The following is a 17,186-nucleotide window of genomic DNA, read 5'->3' as shown; positions in this document are numbered from 1 at the left end:
AAGCGCAGCGCCACCCGGCAAGAAAGGCTAGCGATAATCCTCTGCATCCACATCATACCCCGACGGCTCCCAGCGGATCGCCAGCAGCGAGGCCAGGCCGATAAACGGCGCCAGCGCAATCACCCAGAACACGGCGGTATCCAGCGAGGCGACCAGCAGCGGGAACAGAAACAGTGATAGCGTTGAACTGCTGCGCATCAGCGTCTGGTTAAGCCCCACACCCACACCGCGCAGCGAGGTCGGGTAGCTCAGAGAGGCAAACGTCATGGTGTGCGCACCCGGACCAAAACCCTGGCCAAACAGGAACAGCGCCAGCATCGCGACGGCGACCACGCCTTCCGTGGACCCGTCAGGGCGGCCAATCAGCGCCAGGCCGAGCAGCGCCGCCAGCTGGCACGCATAACCCGCCAGTGACATCCGCCATGCGCCGAAGCGCGGAACATAGCGCACCGCCAGCAGCCCGCCGACAAACGCGAACAGCAGATTAAGCGCCAGCGAGATCAGAATGGTCGTCAGCATCGACTGCACAAAGAAGCTGGAGATGATCACCGGCAGGCCAAAGGCTACGGCGTTATAGGCGAACGAGGAGACGACCGACAGCAGCGTGGCGAGCGTGGTACGCCGCAGATAGATACCGCGGAACAGGTTCAGGTAGTTCGACCATTTTGCCTTGTTCACAACAGGCGCGGGCTGGTCGAGCGCATCCTGCGGTACGTGGGCATTAATGTTGTAAGACTGCCGCAGGATAGACGCCGCCTCCTTCAGATTGCCCTGATTCGCCGCCCAGACCGGGGATTCGCTCATATAGCGGCTGCGGATGGCGATAATCACCAGCGCGGGCACCGCGCCAAAGCCAAGGATCAGACGCCAGAGCCAGTCGCTGTGGCTTTCCGGCAGCACGGCGTAAAAGAAGAGCACCAGAAGATAAGAGATGCTGATGGCCGCATACCAGGTGGGACACCACATCGCGACGCTGGAGGCTTTATTCCCCGGGCCTTTCAGTCTGGCGAACTCGCTGAGAAACGCCATCGCGACGGGAAGGTCGATCCCAACGCCAAGACCCATCACAAAGCGCGCGCCCGCCAGCACATATTCGTTCGGGGCCAGCGCACAGGCGATAGCGGCAACGACAAAGAATACCATATCGGCCATAAAGACGCGGTAGCGCCCGATTTTATCCGTAAGATAGCCGCCGAGCAGCGCCCCGACAATCGCGCCAAACGTAATGGCTGAAGCCACCATGCCGGTACCGGCGGGCGTCAGGTTAAATTCGCGGGTGATGTCTTTGATGCCGAATGCCAGCGCGCCGAGATCGTAGGCATCGAGAAAAATTCCCCCGAGCGCGATACCGACCACGATGCGGGCATTGGCCCGGCCCTGAGAGCCGTCATTAACGAGACGTGAAACGTCCGATGCGCTGCGTACCCACTTGATATCGCCATCCGGGGTGTTTCCTGCCGCTGGAAGGGGAGTTGAATCTGTGATTTCTGCCATTTTCTTTTTGTGTGGTTGTGTTGTGTCTCTAACAGTTACCACAGGCAGAAGGTGACAAAAATCACATTTGGTTATAAGGCATAACGAACGGTTTACTGAGCGTCTTTCTTTTTACGTCTGAGCTTCGTCCAGATCTTCGTTTCCTGACGACGCCACAGGCGTTGAATGTTGTCGTGATGGCGCAACAGGATCAGACACGAGAGCATCGACACCGGGAAGGTAAACTGCGGTTTAAACCACCAGACATAGAACGGGGCGATCAGTGCGCTGACGATGGCGCCCAGCGACGAATAACCGCTCAGCAGGATGGTCAGCAGCCAGGTGCCCGCCATCACGCCGGTGAGATCCCAGCCGATCGGCGCAATCGCGCCAAACGCAGTGGCCACGCCTTTACCGCCTTTAAAACCAAAGAAAACAGGCCAGATGTGGCCGACGCAGGCGGCGATGGCTATCAGCCCCAGCCAGAAGGGTGTGACGCCGAGCGCATACGCGCCCCAGACGGGAAGCATTCCTTTCAGAACGTCAAAAATCAAAACCGCTACGGCTGCTCCCTTGCCGCCAATTCGTAGTACATTGGTCGCCCCCGGATTCCCGGAACCACTTTCACGCGGGTCAGGCAACCCGGCGATGCGGCAGACCAGAATGGCGCTGGAGATTGAGCCGCAAAGGTAGGCGAGGATAATCATTCCAGGCGCGATTGCACTCATAACGCTGTTCCGTTTTGAAAATGTATCTGTATTCTCAGCATCTGTGGATAATACGCATAATTCGCCGGAAGTGGTATCCGGTTTAGCCAAAAAGCAGGCAGGTCGTGATGGATATTGTATTTATAGAGCAACTTTCGGTAATCACCACAATTGGTGTTTACGACTGGGAACAGACCATCGAGCAGAAACTGGTGTTCGATATCGAAATGGGCTGGGATAACCGCAAGTCAGCGAAAAGCGATGATGTGAATGATTGTCTGAGCTACGCCGACATCAGTGAAACGGTCATCGGCCATGTGGAAGGGCAACGATTTGCGCTGGTAGAACGCGTGGCGGAAGAGGTGGCAGACCTGCTGCTGAGCAAATTTAACTCCCCGTGGGTGCGCATTAAGCTAAGCAAGCCGGGCGCGGTGGCGCGCGCCGCCAACGTGGGCGTGATTATCGAGCGTGGCACAAATCTGAAAGGAAAGATTTAACGTCATAATAGCTAAACCATTTTAGGTTATATCGGTCTTAGAGCTGTATGTTTCACGGTAGCCGTTGTGGCGACCGTTTTTTTATATCTTTTTAGGGGTTTATAGATGAGCGATATGCACTCGCTGCTGGTGGCGGCAATACTGGGTGTGGTCGAAGGATTGACGGAGTTTTTGCCGGTGTCCAGTACGGGCCATATGATTATCGTTGGCCATCTGTTGGGCTTTGAAGGTGATACCGCAAAGACGTTTGAGGTGGTGATCCAGCTGGGCTCTATCCTGGCGGTGGTTGTGATGTTCTGGCGTCGTCTGTTTGGTCTGATCGGCATCCACTTCGGGCGTTTGCCGCAGCGTGAAGGAGAGGGCAAGGGGCGTCTGACGCTGATTCATATTCTGCTCGGGATGATCCCGGCAGTGGTGCTGGGGCTGGTGTTCCACGACACCATTAAATCGCTCTTCAACCCGATTAACGTGATGTACGCGCTGGTTGTCGGCGGCTTCCTGCTGATTGCCGCCGAAGTGCTGAAGCCAAAAACCCCGCGTGCGGAAGGTCTGGACGATATGACGTATCGTCAGGCGTTTATGATTGGCTGCTTCCAGTGTCTGGCGCTGTGGCCGGGCTTCTCCCGTTCAGGGGCAACCATTTCCGGCGGGATGCTGATGGGCGTGAGCCGTTACGCGGCGTCTGAGTTCTCGTTCCTGCTGGCGGTGCCGATGATGATGGGCGCCACCGCGCTGGATCTCTACAAAAGCATCGGCTTCCTGACCGTGGGTGACATTCCGATGTTCGCCGTGGGCTTTATCACCGCCTTCATTGTGGCGCTGATCGCCATCAAAACCTTCCTGCAACTGATTAAGCGTATTTCGTTTATTCCGTTCGCGATCTACCGCTTTATCGTCGCGGCTGCCGTGTACGTGGTCTTCTTCTGATGACCGACCGCCCTCAGTCTTTCGGCTGAGGGCAACGTTTTTCCTTCCACGCCGCAACCGCATCAATCCGCCGCTTCGTCAGCTCTTCGCGGATCTCCGGGCCTTTAAACCCTGCCTCCACCACCTCTTTCGTTGGCACCGCTTTCGCTACGTCCCACGCCTCACGCAGCAAACGACCCTGCGGATAATCGGACGCTTCAAACCCGGTGCGGCCGCGCACGTCGGCTTCGCTGGTCAGCGCAATTTGCTCCACGCGCTGCGGCTTGCGCCAGGCGTCGATGTTATCGAACAGCCTGACGATGGTGGCGGGTTTCAGGATCGGGAAGGTGTGGATCAGGTCGTGGAACTCGGCGACCAGCTTTGCCAGATCGCGAATGTCATTCGGCACGCGCAGGCGCTGGCAAATCCCTTCAACCAGCTTTACGCCAGCCGGACCGTGCCCGTGATGGCGTGGCCACAATTCCTTTGGCGTTAACCCTTTGCCGAGGTCATGGCAGAGAGTGGAAAAGCGCACGTCCACTTCAGGACTGAGCATAGCGGCCATGCTCAGCGTCATCAGGGTGTGAATGCCGGTATCAATTTCCGGGTGCCATTTCGCCGGGGCGGGCACGCCAAACAGCGCATCTATTTCCGGGAACAGCACTTTCAGCGCCCCGCAGTCGCGCAGAACCTGGAAAAAGATCTGCGGATTACGGGTAGTCAGGGCGTTTTCGGTCTCTTTCCAGACGCGTTCTGGCGTCAGGTGTTCCAGCTCGCCCGCGTCGGTCATGGCCGTCATCAGCGCCATCGTCTCGTCGGCGATGCGGAAGCTGAGATGGGCATAACGGGCGGCAAAACGCGCCACGCGCAGTACGCGTAACGGATCTTCAGAAAAGGCGGGGGAAATATGGCGTAAAAGACGGTCGCGCAGATCGTTCTGGCCGCCGTAGACGTCGATAATATGGCCGTTTTCGTCCTGCGCCAGGGCATTAATGGTGAGATCGCGGCGCAGTAAGTCCTGCTCCAGCGTCACATCCGGCGCGGCATAGCAGGTGAAGCCGGTATAACCGGAACCGGATTTCCGTTCGGTTCGCGCCAGGGCGTACTCTTCCCGGCTTTTCGGATGGAGGAACACAGGAAAATCGCGGCCTACCTGCTGGTAGCCCGCGTCAATCATCGCTTCGGGCGTGGCACCGACCACGACCCAGTCTTTATCTTTGACCGGCAGACCTAATAACGCATCACGTACCGCACCACCGACCAGATAACTCTTCACGCCAACACTCCCGTTTTCTCTTTTCGCAAGATGATACGTAAGTGTGGCAGAGAAGACGAGTTAGTTCATCCAGCGGTCTTTACGTTTACGGCTTGGGATAAGGTGAGGAAGCACCAGACCCAGCACCAGACCGACGCCCAGCACCCCGCCGCCATACATAAACCACTGCATGATGATGGTGCGTTGTTTGTCATCCAGCTGTAGATTCGCGGCGTTCACTTTCTTCTGCGCGACGATCAGCTCATTTTTCAGCTTCTGATTTTCATCTTTCAGACCGGCGATCACGCTGTCGCTTTGCGCCACTTTCTGCTGCATCTCTGCGGTGCGCTGGTTCCAGGTGCCGTCGATGTTGTTCAGCTTGTCAGTCAGGGTTTTCACCTGATTTTCCAGATCCGGCACGCGGGTGCGCAGGCTTGGCACCGTGCTCAGCTCTTTCAGCGGGATCCATGAGGTGCGGCCAGAGCTGTCACGAACCTGACCGTAATTGGTGTCTGCGTTAGTTTGCAGCAGGGTCACTTCCTCGCCGGCATTTACCGTACCCACGAGGCGATAATTGTCTCCAGGGCCGCTGCGTACCCAGGTATTCAGTTCATCAGAAACGTAACGTTTCTCTTCAGCGTGGACCGCGGTTGCGGCGCTAAAAGCGAGTAAAGTAAGTCCAATCAGGCGTAATTTAAGCATATCAGTCGTTATTTTCATAAAAAGTGGAACGATAGTAGTGGTATCAGTGTCGCTACGCAAAGGATTCATCATCAATCGGAATCATCTGTGTCATGATTTCCACCGCTTTAAACTTTTACGCCCGTCAAATTGCTCATTGCGTGGCAATTTGGCGCAAAATACTATGTACTGACAAACAAATGGCGAGTAAGTTCGCCTTCATCGACGCGTCTGTGACGCACGCAAAAGTACAAGGCTATGGCACAAGAGATCGAATTAAAGTTTATCGTCGAAAAAGACAGCGCTGACGCGCTCCGCCAGCATCTGAATACGCTGTCCGGCGAGCACCATGAACCCGTACAGCTGCTCAACATCTATTACGAAACGCCGGACAACTGGCTGCGCAACCATGATATGGGCCTGCGCATCCGGGGTGCGAACGGGCGCTACGAGATGACGATGAAAATCGCCGGTCGCGTGGTGGGCGGTTTACACCAGCGTCCGGAATACAATATCGACATCAGTAAGCCAGAACTTGAGCTGGATCGCTTTCCGGCGGAAGTGTGGCCGGAAGGAACGCTGCCCGCAACGCTGTCGGCAGAGGCGCAACCGCTGTTCAGCACCGATTTCTGGCGCGAGAAATGGCTGGTGACGGAAGGCAAGAGCCGCATTGAGATCGCGTTTGATCGGGGTGAAATTAAGGCTGGTGAAGAGCAGGAGCCGATCTGCGAATTGGAACTCGAACTGCTTGATGGCGACGCGAGCGATGTGCTGAAGCTGGCGCGCAAGCTGGTGAACCAGCCTGGGCTGCGTCAGGGCAGCCTGAGTAAAGCGGCGCGCGGCTATCACCTGGCCGCCGGGAATGCGCCGCGCGTGCTGCGAGAAACCCCGATTCTGCGCGTTGTGCCGAAAGCCTCCGTTGAGCAGGGCATGGAAGCGGCGCTGGAGCTGGCACTCTCTCAGTGGCAGTTCCACGAGGAGCTGTGGGCGCGTAACGTGAAAAATGCCAAAAAACAGGTGCTGGCCGCTATGGGGCTGGTACGTCATACCCTGACGCTCTTTGGCGGCATTGTACCGCGTAAAGCCAGCACTCACTTACGTGATTTGCTCACTCAAACCGAAACGCTGATGCTTTCCGACGTGTCGGCACAAACGGCGATCTACAGCCCGCAAAACGCCAGCGCGAAACTGGCGCTGACCGAATTTCTGGTGACGCGCGGCTGGCGCACCTTCCTCGATGCGAAAGGGCAGGCCAAAATTGCGGAAAACTTCAAACGTTTTGCGGATATCCACCTCTCCCGTCACGCGGCCGAACTGAGAACCACCTTTGCGCATCCGCTGGGCGACCAGTATGGCGATCAGCTTCCCCGCCTGGCGCGTAACATCGACAGCATGTTGCTGCTGTCGGGTGCGTATGAGGGCGTGAAGGCGCAGGCCTGGCTGGAGAACTGGCAGGGGCTTAAGCATGCCATCGAGACCCGTCAGCAGATTGAGATCGAGCATTTCCGCAACGAGGCCATTTCGCAGGATCCGTACTGGCTGCACAGCGGAAAACGTTAATTCTGGCAAGGAACCCCTGATATGCCGCTTTCTTCGCAGTTACAGCAGCACTGGCAGACCGTTTGTGAACGGCTGCCTGAGTCGTTACCCGCGTCGTCGTTAGGCGAGCAGGCGAAAAGCGTGCTCACGTTCAGTGATTTTGTACAGGAGAGCGTCAGCGCTAACCCGGACTGGCTGGCAGAGCTGGAAAGCGCGCCGCCGCAGGCTGACGAGTGGCGGCATTATGCTGGCTGGCTGCAAACCGCGCTGGCAGAGGTGGCAGACGAAGCCACGCTGATGCGCGTTCTGCGTCAGTTCCGCCGCCGGGTGATGGTACGCATTGCCTGGGCGCAGGCGCTGGAGCTGGTGAGTGAAGAGAGCACCTTGCAGCAGTTGAGCGAGCTGGCGCAGACGCTGATTGTCGCCGCGCGGGACTGGCTCTACGCCGCCTGCTGTAAAGAGTGGGGCACGCCGTGCAGCGAGGAAGGGGTTCCTCAGCCACTGTTGATCCTGGGGATGGGCAAGCTGGGCGGCTGCGAGCTGAACTTCTCCTCAGACATCGATCTGATTTTTGCCTGGCCCGAGAACGGCTCCACGCGCGGCGGCCGTCGCGAGCTGGACAATGCCCAGTTCTTTACTCGTCTGGGGCAGCGGCTGATTAAGGCGCTGGATCAGCCCACGCAGGATGGTTTTGTTTACCGCGTGGACATGCGCCTGCGTCCGTTTGGCGACAGCGGGCCACTGGTGCTGAGCTTTGCCGCGCTGGAAGATTACTACCAGGAGCAGGGTCGCGACTGGGAGCGTTACGCGATGGTCAAAGCGCGGATCATGGGCGACAGCGACGATGCCTACGCCAACGAGCTGCGCGCCATGCTGCGCCCGTTCGTGTTCCGCCGCTACATCGACTTCAGCGTTATCCAGTCCCTGCGAAATATGAAAGGGATGATTGCCCGCGAGGTGCGTCGCCGTGGCCTGAAAGACAACATCAAGCTCGGTGCTGGCGGTATTCGTGAGATCGAATTTATCGTCCAGGTCTTCCAGCTGATACGCGGCGGGCGTGAACCTTCTCTGCAATCCCGCTCGCTGCTGCCGACGCTAAGCGCTATCGATCAGCTGCATCTGCTGCCGGAAGGCGACGCGCAAACGCTGCGTGACTCTTATCTCTTCCTGCGTCGTCTGGAAAATTTGCTGCAAAGTATCAACGACGAACAGACCCAGACGTTGCCGGGCGATGAGCTGAACCGGGCGCGTCTGGCCTGGGGGATGCGGGTGGATGACTGGGCGGCGCTGACGCAACGGCTGGAAGCGCATATGGCGGGCGTGCGCCGCATCTTTAACGATCTGATCGGCGACGACGAAACTGAATCGCAGGACGATGCGCTCTCCGAGCACTGGCGCGAACTGTGGCAGGACGCACTCCAGGAAGATGACACCACGCCGGTGCTGGCGCACTTAAGCGACGATGCCCGCCATCGCGTGGTGGCGCTGATTGCTGATTTCCGTCTCGAACTAAACAAACGCGCTATTGGCCCACGCGGTCGTCAGGTGCTGGATCATCTGATGCCGCATCTGCTGAGCGATGTCTGCTCCCGCGACGATGCGCCGGTGCCGCTGTCGCGCATGATGCCGCTGCTGAGTGGGATCGTCACGCGTACCACTTACCTTGAGCTGTTAAGCGAGTTTCCCGGCGCGCTGAAGCACCTGATTTCCCTCTGCGCCGCCTCGCCGATGGTGGCGAACAAGCTGGCGCGTTATCCGCTGCTGCTGGACGAACTGCTCGACCCGAATACCCTCTATCAGCCGACGGCGACGGATGCCTACCGCGACGAGCTGCGTCAGTATCTGCTGCGCGTACCTGAAGAGGACGAAGAGCAACAGCTTGAGGCGCTGCGTCAGTTTAAGCAGGCACAGATGCTGCGCGTGGCGGCGGCAGATATCGCCGGTACCCTGCCGGTAATGAAAGTGAGCGATCACTTAACCTGGCTGGCGGAAGCGATCATCGACGCGGTTGTCCATCAGGCGTGGGTGCAGATGGTAGCCCGCTACGGCCAGCCGAAGCACCTTGCTGACCGTGAAGGCCGCGGTTTTGCGGTGGTGGGGTACGGCAAGCTGGGCGGCTGGGAACTGGGCTACAGCTCCGATCTGGATCTGATTTTCCTCCACGACTGTCCGGCAGACGTCATGACCGACGGCGAACGTGAGATTGACGGACGGCAGTTCTACCTGCGTCTGGCCCAGCGCATTATGCACCTGTTCAGCACCCGCACCTCATCCGGCATTCTGTATGAAGTGGATGCGCGTCTGCGCCCGTCCGGCGCGGCAGGCATGCTGGTCACCTCGACGGAGGCTTTCACCGACTATCAGAAGAACGAAGCCTGGACGTGGGAGCATCAGGCGCTGGTGCGCGCCCGCGTGGTGTATGGCGATCCGCAGCTCAAAACGCAGTTCGATGCGATCCGCAAGGCGGTCATGACGACCCCGCGCGAGGGCAGTACGCTGCAAACCGAAGTGCGGGAAATGCGGGAGAAGATGCGCGCGCACCTTGGCAACAAACATCGCGATCGCTTTGATATCAAAGCCGATGAAGGCGGGATTACCGATATTGAGTTTATCACTCAGTACCTGGTGCTGCTGCACGCGCACGATAAACCGAAGCTGACCCGCTGGTCGGATAACGTGCGCATACTGGAACTGCTGGCGCAGAACGACATTATGGATGAGCAGGAGGCGCAGGCCTTAACCCGCGCCTACACCACACTGCGTGATGAGTTGCACCATCTGGCATTACAGGAACAGCCGGGCCATGTGGCGCTGGACTGTTTCGCCGACGAACGCGCGCAGGTGACTACAAGCTGGCAGAAGTGGCTAGTGGAACCGTGCGTAACAAAACAAGTGTGATATTATCGCGCGCAAATTGTGAATCTTTCTGGAGTCAGGAATGAAAGTAACACTGCCAGAGTTTGAACGTGCTGGAGTTATGGTTGTCGGTGATGTGATGCTGGATCGCTACTGGTATGGGCCGACTAGCCGCATCTCTCCGGAAGCACCGGTACCGGTGGTAAAGGTCGACACCATTGAAGAGCGTCCCGGTGGCGCGGCAAACGTGGCGATGAACATAGCCTCTCTGGGCGCACATTCGCGTCTGGTTGGCCTGACCGGCATTGACGATGCGGCGCGTGCGCTGAGCAAGTCGCTGGCGGACGTGAATGTGAAGTGTGACTTCGTTTCTGTTCCGACCCACCCAACCATCACCAAGCTTCGCGTGCTGTCGCGTAACCAGCAGCTAATCCGCCTCGACTTTGAAGAAGGGTTCGAAGGCGTTGATCCCGAGCCGCTGCACGAGCGCATTAACCAGGCGTTGGGCAATATTGGCGCGCTGGTGCTGTCCGACTACGCGAAAGGCGCGCTGGCGAGCGTGCAGACCATGATCCAGCTGGCGCGTAAGGCCAGCGTACCGGTGCTGATCGACCCGAAAGGCACCGATTTTGAGCGCTATCGCGGCGCAACCCTGCTGACGCCAAACCTCTCTGAATTCGAAGCGGTGGCGGGCAAGTGCAAAACTGAAGAAGAGCTGGTTGAGCGCGGCATGAAAATCATCGCTGATTTCGAGCTGTCTGCGCTGCTGGTGACCCGTTCCGAGCAGGGCATGACGCTGCTGCAACCGGGCAAGGCGCCGCTGCATATGCCAACCCAGGCGCAGGAAGTGTACGACGTGACCGGTGCCGGTGATACGGTGATTGGCGTGCTGGCGGCGACGCTGGCGGCGGGTAACTCCCTGGAAGAAGCATGCTACTTCGCGAACGCCGCGGCGGGCGTGGTCGTCGGTAAACTCGGGACCTCCACCGTTTCGCCAATTGAGCTGGAAAACGCGGTGCGTGGGCGTGCGGATACCGGCTTTGGCGTCATGACCGAAGACGAGCTGAAAGTGGCCGTTGCCGCCGCGCGCAAACGCGGTGAAAAAGTGGTGATGACGAACGGCGTGTTCGACATCCTGCATGCGGGCCACGTGTCGTATCTGGCGAATGCGCGCAAGCTGGGCGACCGCCTGATTGTGGCGGTCAACAGCGATGCCTCAACCAAACGTCTGAAGGGTGAAACGCGTCCGGTTAACCCGCTGGAGCAGCGCATGATAGTGCTCGGCGCGCTGGAAGCGGTGGACTGGGTGGTCTCATTTGAAGAAGACACCCCGCAGCGCCTGATTGCCGGAATTTTGCCTGACCTGCTGGTGAAGGGCGGTGATTACAAACCAGAGCAAATCGCAGGTAGCGAAGAGGTCTGGGCGAATGGTGGTGAAGTAATGGTGCTCAACTTTGAGGACGGGTGTTCAACCACCAACATCATTAAGAAGATCCAGAAAGACAGTCAGTAAAAAACGGGCCTGTTGGCCCGTTCGTTTTTCACCCTCTCCCTGTGGGAGAGGGCTGGGGTGAGGGCATCAGGCCGCACTTATGCCTGGTCATCCACCGGTGGAATAGCTGGCGCTGGCTTCACTTCTTCCGGCGCATTGCGGTTTTCCAGCTCGGTCAAACGTTGTTCCAGCAGCGCCAGCTTCTCGCGGGTGCGCAGCAGCACCTGCGTCTGCACGTCAAACTCTTCGCGGCTGACTAAATCAAGGCGAACCAACTGTGCCTGCAACGTCTGGCGGATTTTCTTCTCAACGTCATCACCAAACTCACGAATACCTTTCGGCATGGACTCATGAACCTGACGCGCGATCTGCTCAATTTTCTTTGGGTCAATCATTGTCGTTTCCCTTGATGAAAAGGTGTTAGTGCCTATTGTAGCGTGTCATGCCGCGGGTTAAACAAAATTGTTTGAAGCTTATGCATTGCCCAGGGTAATCAATAGCGTTATAGTTATCTCGCTTATTCTCAGGGCGGGGCGAAATTCCCCACCGGCGGTAAATCAGCTTAACGCTGAAAGCCCGCGAGCGCTTTGGGTGAATTCTCAAAGGTCAGCAGATCCGGTGTAATTCCGGGGCCGACGGTTAGAGTCCGGATGGGAGAGAGTAACGATCCAGTCGGGCAAAGCCCGCTCACGTTATTTTTTTGCCGCTTGTACGGCGCTCCTAAGACTGCCCTGATTCTGGTAACCATAAAGTTAATGAGGTTTTTTTACCATGAATCAGACGCTACTTTCCTCTTTTGGCACTTCAACTCAACGTGTTGAACATGCACTGGATGCCCTGCGCGAAGGCCGCGGTGTGATGGTGCTTGACGATGAAAACCGTGAAAACGAAGGCGACATGATTTTTGCCGCCGAGAACATGACCGTTGAGCAGATGGCGCTGACCATCCGTCACGGTAGCGGCATCGTATGCCTGTGCATCACCGAAGACCGTCGCCAGCAGCTTGATCTGCCGATGATGGTTGAAAACAACACCAGCGCCTTTGGTACTGGCTTCACTGTGACCATTGAAGCGGCGCATGGCGTAACCACCGGTGTGTCGGCGGCTGACCGTCTGACCACCGTGCGTGCAGCGATTGCTGATGGTGCGAAACCTTCCGATCTGCACCGTCCTGGTCACGTCTTCCCGCTGCGCGCGCAGCCGGGCGGCGTGCTGACCCGTGGTGGTCATACCGAAGCGACCATCGATCTGGTGACGCTGGCTGGCTTCAAACCCGCAGGCGTGCTGTGCGAACTGACCAACGATGATGGCACCATGGCGCGTGCGCCGGAGTGCATCACCTTTGCGCGTCTGCACAATATGCCAGTGGTGACGATTGAAGATCTGGTTGAGTACCGCCGCGCGCACGAGCGCAAAGCCAGCTGAACATGCTGATGTAAAAAAGCCGGGGAAACCCGGTTTTTTTGTTTCTAGTGGTAGTTAATTTTGAACAGTACCACGGTTTCGAACGGCCCGGACTGAATCGCTTTTCCTTCTTCCCGTGAAAGTTCAGCTGTGTAGTTTTGCTCAACATTCATCTTATCGCCCGTAAAATCGGCGTACTCTTTGTACTGGTTGAAGGTGTAAGGGGCCGTTCCGTTAAGAATACGCAGTTTTAACCCATTCCCTATCAGCACCGCAGTGTCGTCTGCGCTGAGCGTTTCGGTTGTGTAAAACGACGAGTCCATCTTAAATCCATCCGAGCACTGGGCATCCTGGACTTTGGTGGTTCGTATTGAAAACGTGCGCAAACGCGTCTGCTGATTCACGATGTCGCGCGCGCTGAAGGTGCCAAAGTCGATCTCCTGATTCTCAGGGTAAATGGTAAACGTCGCCCCGCAATCAAGCACCGTAATGTTTTGCAGTCCGTTGATGTGATACTTAAGGTTCTTCGCATCGGCCATCTGATTAACGCCGCCCTTACCGTCAAACTGCACAACGATGTAATCGCTGAGCGAGCTGACATAGCCATGTGGCGGCATAGCCTTAATTCTCACGAAAAGTCGTAAACGGGCGACGAACGTGCGCGTAATGTGGATATCATCCGGATTGCCAGAGCAGATGCGATTCTCCCAACCCATCTGGCGGATTTGATCCGGGGTGTAAATGGTGATGTTATCGTTGTCCAGGCACTGGCGGGTATCCACGCCGTTGGGCTGGCCTGTGGCATCGTAATCTATGCCTTCATAGGTGACGCCCAGTTCATAATAGGGATCGGTTGCGGCAGGATAAGGGTTTACCCAGGCAAAAACATCTTCCGGCTTGAAACCGCTTGTGACGTTATTGTCACACGTCACCGGAATTTTAATGTCATCAGACTCCCATATTTTTTGGCCAACCTGAGCGTTGCTGGGTATGGCAAAAGGGGAGATCGTTTTTGTCTCCTCGACGGGGCCGCCAGATCCACCCAGATAGCAGTTGAGCGCCAGCGCTTCTTTCAAAGGCAGCGTTGTAAGCAGCAATGTAAGCAGGAAACTAGTGAGCTTTCGCATCTTTATCGATTTTCCGTTCGTTAAGCTTACATAGCACCGTTCCGGTGCACTGTACGTCGACTTTTTTCAGTGCGCCGTAATCGTCGATGTAGCCGATGCTGTAATAACTACCGTGGTAATCGCCGGTAGAGGCGGTTGCCGTGGCGAAAGGCGCAATCATCAGACTGTCAAAACCCGGCAGCATGGTTTTGGCATTTTTGCTCAGCCACGCCAGCGTGATGTAGTACGGCGTAGGGTTGTGGACCGTGAGCCCTTTCGCGTTGGCGGTAATTTCCATACGCATTTCAGTCAGTTCGCCAGATTTTTTGCGAATCGCTTCCGGACGCCAGAAGAGCTTAATTCGGCTCTGCATGGCAACCTGCATCACGCTGCGCTCCTCGCTGGCGCTGGTGCTTTTAGGCGGTACTTCACGCAGGTTGAAATAAAACAGCGATTCCCTGTCTTTTGGCAACTGGCGGGTAGCGGCTTGTTTAACAATTCTTACCTGCGACGAGGCGCCCGCTTCGATACGTTGAATGGGGGGAAGCGCCATAAAGTGCACATCTTCTTTTTGCCCCTTTTCATCTTCAATCCAGGAGAGCGCCAGATAAGGCAGCGCCTTGCTCTGATTGTCCACTTTCAGGCTGCTGGCCTTGTCGCTTTCTGGAAAAACAATGCGCGTGCGGTCCAGGTTAATGGCCGCGTGGGCGGTAAATGTTGTGCTGATCAGCATCAGGCACAGGCTTTTAATCGGCGTTAATTTCATGATGATTTCTTACTGGCACGGCAGTATCAACTGCATACTGTTTTCTAAGTGAGAAGGTAACGAGAAGCGACACTGTTGGTTGTCGCCCCATGTCACGCGAAACTGCTGTTCTGGCTCAACGGCGCCGAGCCAGACGCGGCCTTCATCGGCCACCATCCCAACCTGTAAATTGCTTTCATCCAGGCGAACAATCGCCCCGAGTGGTGGTGTTCCTGACGACATCCGCAAAACGCCTGTTACGTCCTGACCTGCGCGCGTGGCAATCTGACGATAACCAATGGCCCCCTCAGTCCAGGTTGAGGTCACGACGCGGTTGTCCACGTCTACGCCATCCGGAAGGTTGTTCATATTGACCTGCACGCTAGAGGGGGAATAGCTGGAGAATGACGGTAAAACGCCGATGCCAAAACGGTTAGTTTCATCGCGCGACATGTTCAGCGGGATATGGCCTACCCCGTCGGTGCTGACCATTACGCGGGGTTCATTACCGTAACTGCGCCGGTGCAGCGCGGCGCCTTTCGCCGTTGAGGTGAAGGAACCGCTCCAGCTCGCGCTGAGGGAGTTATATTCGTTAGCTTTATAGCTGCCGGAGAGATTGAGATCGCCGTACGCAGAATAATGCTGATAATTCCCGCTGACCTGCGCGCCGGAATCTGGCTTCCCGCTCTCCGTACCTGCGGAAACGCCCCAGGTATTATTGCGATCCGACGTGTCATACCACGACACGTTATGGCTCAGCGTGTCGCTGTTACGCAGGTCATAGTTAAGTCGATGATCGGGATCGAGCGGTACGCTGAGCGAGAGATAAAACTGAGTATCGTCATTTTCGTCTTCCTCCTCGTAATGCGTTTTACTCCAGGACAGGGTTACGCCAAGGTTCTTCCAGCGACCTATATCAAAGTTGTAGCCCGCCGTGATGCTGCCGGTCGTGGAGGGTGAATCATTCCACCATGTCTGACGCAGCATATTGACGTACAGGTTAAGGGATAACGCTGAAATGTACTGGCTTGCCGTCACGCTCAGGGTTTGTTTTTCCGACTGGCGGTCACCGTTGTCATAATCCAGGTAGCGGGCGTAGCTCAAAAACTGTGGGTCTGAGTAGCGGTAGCTGGCGAGCGTAAGCTGACTGCCGGTGGTATCGAAACGCTTGCTGTAGTTAATGCGATAGCTGTAACCCGTCTGGCTGCGCTGGTGTGGCAGCTGGCTGGTAGCCTGCGTGACGTCAAAAGAGAGCGCCCCCAGCCAGGCCATATTCTGGCCGATCCCGGCAGCGACGGAACGATAACGGTCGCCATCGGCCAGCGTGCCGCCATACAGAGAGGTGTGCGACAGCATGCCCCAGGAAAATTCGCCGCTCATGAAGGCATTATCTTCAACATCATGGGAGGCGCCCTGGCGCGCTTTACCCGCCGCGAGCTTATAGCGCACCTGGCCCTTGCGCGTTAAAAACGGCACGGATTCAGCCGAGACCTGGAAGGTGTTGACGCGTCCGTCTTCTTCCGTGACTTTGACGTCCAGCGTGCCCTGAACCGACTGGTTAAGATCCTGAATAACAAAGGGTCCTGGTGGCACTTTACTCTGGTAAATCACGCGATCGGCAAGGCTTACGGCCACGGTGGCGTTGGTTTGTGCTATTCCGGTAATCTGTGGGGCATAGCCGCGCAGCGACCATGGCAGCATACGTTCATCGCTGATTAGCGATGCGCCGGTGTAGGTGAAGGCGTCAAAAATGGAGGACTGGAAATCCGTTTCACCCAGCGTCAGTTTCGCACCGATCGAGGGCAGAGGGCGGAACATATACACGCGTGAAAAACGGCCATCCTGCTCTGAGCCTGCTTCAGTATCGCTTCGCGTGTACTGGTAATCGCTTCGCAGACGCCACGCGGCCATGTTCGCACCGGCGGTACCATAGGTATTGGCGTTGTCATTGCTGCCGCTGCTATTGGGCTGATAATGGCTGGCAAAAAGATTGTAATCCAGCAGTACGCCTGGCACGCCGTTGTCCCAGGTGGATGGCGGCATCCAGTCAACCGCACGGTATTGCAGCCACGCCTGGGGGATCGTTACTTTCAGGGTCTGGCTGCCTTGCTCAAAAATAAATTTGATGTCTGGTCTGGTGGCGAAATCAACGCATCCCTCTTTTACCGGCAAAGCGTGACGAACGTCATCCTGCAATGCGAATGTATCGGCCAGCGCGGGGGGAATACAGACCTGAACTGCGTTATTTATTTCTCGCCAGCGAAGCTGCCAGCCATTTGCCAGCGGAATATCATTAACTGAAACCGTAACGAAATAGCTTCCCGGCGTAACCGATATTTGATCTTTAAAACGTGATAAATCGACGCTGCCGCGCTGATCTTTATCGATGGCGTTTATATTAAATTCAGTGGCAGAGGCAACTATCGTCATTAACAGGGACGCAATGATGATTATCCATTGTACTTTGTATGTCATCATCCTGTTACTCGAATAAATAAAGAGTGCCGACCGGCATGGATTGCCAG

General features: G+C 56.7%; 14 protein-coding genes and 1 riboswitch. Of the genes, 6 read left to right on the top strand and 8 right to left on the bottom strand.

Translation table 11 applies throughout. The features are described from left to right. Positions 1 to 27 precede the first annotated feature (27 nt). Together ACOTZD_RS06585 and plsY are read right to left on the bottom strand one after the other, a co-directional pair. Positions 28 to 1,494: an MFS transporter gene (locus ACOTZD_RS06585; RefSeq protein WP_048209626.1), complete on the bottom strand. Its 1,467-nt coding sequence runs from the start codon at positions 1,492 to 1,494 to the stop codon at positions 28 to 30. Positions 1,495 to 1,586: 92 nt separating this feature from the next. Beyond that, entirely contained in the window at positions 1,587 to 2,201 is a 615-nt protein-coding gene (plsY, locus tag ACOTZD_RS06580) for a glycerol-3-phosphate 1-O-acyltransferase PlsY (RefSeq protein WP_003862548.1), read from the bottom strand. Between the two features lie 107 nt (positions 2,202 to 2,308). Between plsY and folB the strand changes: the two genes are divergently transcribed. Both folB and bacA read left to right on the top strand, forming a co-directional pair. After that, entirely contained in the window at positions 2,309 to 2,677 is a 369-nt protein-coding gene (folB, locus tag ACOTZD_RS06575; RefSeq protein ID WP_003862547.1) for a bifunctional dihydroneopterin aldolase/7,8-dihydroneopterin epimerase, read from the top strand. A 105-nt stretch (positions 2,678 to 2,782) separates the two neighbouring features. Next, on the top strand, positions 2,783 to 3,604 hold the full coding sequence (gene bacA / locus ACOTZD_RS06570) for an undecaprenyl-diphosphate phosphatase (protein ID WP_003862545.1): 822 nt from the start codon (positions 2,783 to 2,785) through the stop codon (positions 3,602 to 3,604). A gap of 13 nt (positions 3,605 to 3,617) precedes the next feature. Here the strand turns inward: bacA and ACOTZD_RS06565 are convergent, their stop codons facing one another. Both ACOTZD_RS06565 and ACOTZD_RS06560 read right to left on the bottom strand, forming a co-directional pair. Then, on the bottom strand, positions 3,618 to 4,859 hold the full coding sequence (locus ACOTZD_RS06565; protein WP_047654220.1) for a multifunctional CCA addition/repair protein: 1,242 nt from the start codon (positions 4,857 to 4,859) through the stop codon (positions 3,618 to 3,620). A gap of 60 nt (positions 4,860 to 4,919) precedes the next feature. After that, on the bottom strand, positions 4,920 to 5,540 hold the full coding sequence (locus ACOTZD_RS06560) for a TIGR04211 family SH3 domain-containing protein (RefSeq protein WP_001303390.1): 621 nt from the start codon (positions 5,538 to 5,540) through the stop codon (positions 4,920 to 4,922). A gap of 237 nt (positions 5,541 to 5,777) precedes the next feature. Here ACOTZD_RS06560 and ACOTZD_RS06555 point away from each other — a divergent pair, with 237 nt between their 5' ends. The 3 genes from ACOTZD_RS06555 to hldE are packed head-to-tail and all read left to right on the top strand — an operon-like array spanning position 5,778 to position 11,427. Beyond that, complete coding sequence (locus ACOTZD_RS06555) at positions 5,778 to 7,079, top strand: inorganic triphosphatase (protein ID WP_048209624.1); 1,302 nt, start codon at positions 5,778 to 5,780, stop codon at positions 7,077 to 7,079. 21 nt (positions 7,080 to 7,100) lie between these two features. Beyond that, positions 7,101 to 9,956, top strand: a complete 2,856-nt coding sequence (gene glnE, locus ACOTZD_RS06550; RefSeq protein ID WP_421636260.1) for a bifunctional [glutamate--ammonia ligase]-adenylyl-L-tyrosine phosphorylase/[glutamate--ammonia-ligase] adenylyltransferase — start codon at positions 7,101 to 7,103, stop codon at positions 9,954 to 9,956. 40 nt (positions 9,957 to 9,996) lie between these two features. Then, the gene (hldE, locus tag ACOTZD_RS06545) at positions 9,997 to 11,427 is read left to right on the top strand and encodes a bifunctional D-glycero-beta-D-manno-heptose-7-phosphate kinase/D-glycero-beta-D-manno-heptose 1-phosphate adenylyltransferase HldE (protein WP_003862540.1); all 1,431 of its coding nucleotides are present in this window, start codon (positions 9,997 to 9,999) and stop codon (positions 11,425 to 11,427) included. A gap of 77 nt (positions 11,428 to 11,504) precedes the next feature. On the opposite strand, the gene ubiK is transcribed toward hldE, so the two are convergent. Beyond that, complete coding sequence (gene ubiK / locus ACOTZD_RS06540) at positions 11,505 to 11,801, bottom strand: ubiquinone biosynthesis accessory factor UbiK (RefSeq protein ID WP_003862539.1); 297 nt, start codon at positions 11,799 to 11,801, stop codon at positions 11,505 to 11,507. A gap of 120 nt (positions 11,802 to 11,921) precedes the next feature. Further along, positions 11,922 to 12,072: riboswitch (FMN riboswitch) on the top strand. A 105-nt stretch (positions 12,073 to 12,177) separates the two neighbouring features. Here ubiK and ribB point away from each other — a divergent pair. Continuing rightward, positions 12,178 to 12,831 carry a 3,4-dihydroxy-2-butanone-4-phosphate synthase gene (gene ribB / locus ACOTZD_RS06535; protein WP_003862538.1) on the top strand — a complete coding sequence of 218 codons (654 nt, stop codon included), beginning with the start codon at positions 12,178 to 12,180 and terminating at the stop codon, positions 12,829 to 12,831. Between the two features lie 44 nt (positions 12,832 to 12,875). Here the strand turns inward: ribB and ACOTZD_RS06530 are convergent, their stop codons facing one another. The 3 genes from ACOTZD_RS06530 to ACOTZD_RS06520 are packed head-to-tail and all read right to left on the bottom strand — an operon-like array spanning position 12,876 to position 17,136. Beyond that, positions 12,876 to 13,937, bottom strand: a complete 1,062-nt coding sequence (locus ACOTZD_RS06530; protein WP_003862536.1) for a fimbrial protein — start codon at positions 13,935 to 13,937, stop codon at positions 12,876 to 12,878. Beyond that, positions 13,921 to 14,682, bottom strand: coding sequence for a fimbrial biogenesis chaperone (locus ACOTZD_RS06525; RefSeq protein ID WP_022651871.1), 762 nt, complete (start codon positions 14,680 to 14,682; stop codon positions 13,921 to 13,923). The genes ACOTZD_RS06530 and ACOTZD_RS06525 overlap by 17 nt, the downstream gene beginning before the upstream one ends. A gap of 9 nt (positions 14,683 to 14,691) precedes the next feature. Further along, the gene (locus ACOTZD_RS06520; RefSeq protein ID WP_421636261.1) at positions 14,692 to 17,136 is read right to left on the bottom strand and encodes a fimbria/pilus outer membrane usher protein; all 2,445 of its coding nucleotides are present in this window, start codon (positions 17,134 to 17,136) and stop codon (positions 14,692 to 14,694) included. Between the last annotated feature and the right edge of the window lie 50 nt (positions 17,137 to 17,186).

The organism is Enterobacter cloacae complex sp. SHL022 (assembly GCF_049237785.1).
Classification (GTDB): Bacteria; Pseudomonadota; Gammaproteobacteria; order Enterobacterales; family Enterobacteriaceae; genus Enterobacter; species Enterobacter hormaechei_C.
Note: the sequence above shows the minus strand (reverse complement) of the source record. Positions and strands in the feature narration are given on the sequence as shown.